Below are 1557 nucleotides of genomic sequence, written 5' to 3' on the forward strand. Positions count from 1 at the left end.
TGATAATCATATAGTCGCCTCCTCTGAGCAAGCACTAAAATTGAGACTCTAACAACTCACTTTTAATCACTCAAAGGAGGAAACCACTATGAAACTATATGGTGGAATTGACCTACATTCAAATAACAGTGTGTTTGCTATTAGTAATGAAGAGGGCGTAATTGTTTCACGTAAAAAGCTACCTAATGATCTTGATAAAATATTGAGCTTTTTAGCTCCCTTCAAAGATCAATTAATTGGGCTTGTTGTTGAATCTACCTTTAACTGGTATTGGCTTGTCGACGCGCTCATCGAGAATAAATACTGTGTTTATTTAGCTAATACAGCAGCAATCCAGCAATACTCCGGGCTTAAACATGCAGATGATAATAGTGATGCAGCTTGGCTTGGAGAAATGCTAAGACTCAATATTCTACCAACAGGATATATCTATCCTAAAGAAGAGCGAACTGTACGTGATTTAATGCGAAAGCGAATGCAGTTAGTTCAGCAGTCAACTAAGAACTTACTGTCGATTCAAGGGGCTTATATGAGGCACCTGAGCCATAAGTTGAGTAACAATAAAACCAAGAAACTAACTTCGCTTAGAATAGAGCAAGATTTCAAATCAGAAAATACAGTCATGGCAGTACAAACAAATTTGGCTGTAATGAATTGCTTGGCAGAGCAAGTTAAGCTCATCGAACGCGCTATTATCCAGCAGGTTAAGCTAAGGCAGGAGTTTCAAAAGTTGACGAGCATTGATGGTATTGGCACTGTCTTAGCTCTTACTATTATGTTGGAAACCGGCTCTATCAAGCGCTTTGAAAAGGTAGGGAATTACGCTTCTTATTGCCGTTGTGTTAATGGCGCGCGTTATAGCAATGGTAAAAAGAAAGGCTCCACAAATTCAAAGAATGGTAACAAGTACTTAGCTTGGGCTTTTGTTGAAGCCGCTAATTTTGCAATACGCTACAACACCACAGTCAGAAACTATTACCAACGAAAATTGGCCAAAACGAATAAGACAGTCGCCATCAAAACTGTCGCACATAAATTGTCTAGAGCTTGTTTTTACGTATTACGCGATCAAGTACCGTTTGAGGCAGAGAAAGCCTTCACTTAACTTGGTTGGTTGGTTAGGGAAGTGCTTAAGGTGATGAGTTAAACATGGGGTTGGCATAACCACTAGACCTGATTAAACATCATCTTAATCACGCTAATTTTAAGGTAGTGAGTATGCTCAACAATAAAGCCATGACGGGTTGGATTACTTTTTCGAGTAAAGCCAAAGACTTGTTATAAAAGCAGATAACCTGCTTAGAATTGGATTAACGTTGGTACTGAATAATTACTGAGGCGAGATGCCAAGGGTCGTAATCGATTAATCAATACGTCGATTACTTAACCTAAAATCAGATGGGTGACTGGTGCATATTACATGACACCAATCGAGTAAATTCAGGTGATACTTAGACCGAATAAATTAGCGATAGAGTGTGCTACTTGATTTATTATTTATAAATTCAAGGGAGCACTTACGACTGCTTGACCGGAGACCTCTAATGGGTGACCCCG

General features: G+C 39.1%; 1 protein-coding gene. It reads left to right on the forward strand.

Annotated elements, in window-relative coordinates; translation table 11 throughout:
• Positions 1-88: 88 nt before the first annotated feature.
• Positions 89-1105, forward strand: a complete 1017-nt coding sequence (locus tag B4K11_RS08110; protein WP_292959318.1) for an IS110 family transposase — start codon at positions 89-91, stop codon at positions 1103-1105.
• Positions 1106-1557 lie beyond the last annotated feature (452 nt).

Source organism: Neptuniibacter sp. UBA6509, from assembly GCA_002435145.1.
Taxonomy (GTDB): domain Bacteria; phylum Pseudomonadota; class Gammaproteobacteria; order Pseudomonadales; family Balneatricaceae; genus Neptuniibacter.

Excerpts from the sequence above, each read along its gene's own strand:
- B4K11_RS08110 (WP_292959318.1), top strand. The coding sequence starts at position 89 with ATGAAACTATATGGTGGAATTGACCTACATTCAAATAACAGTGTGTTT.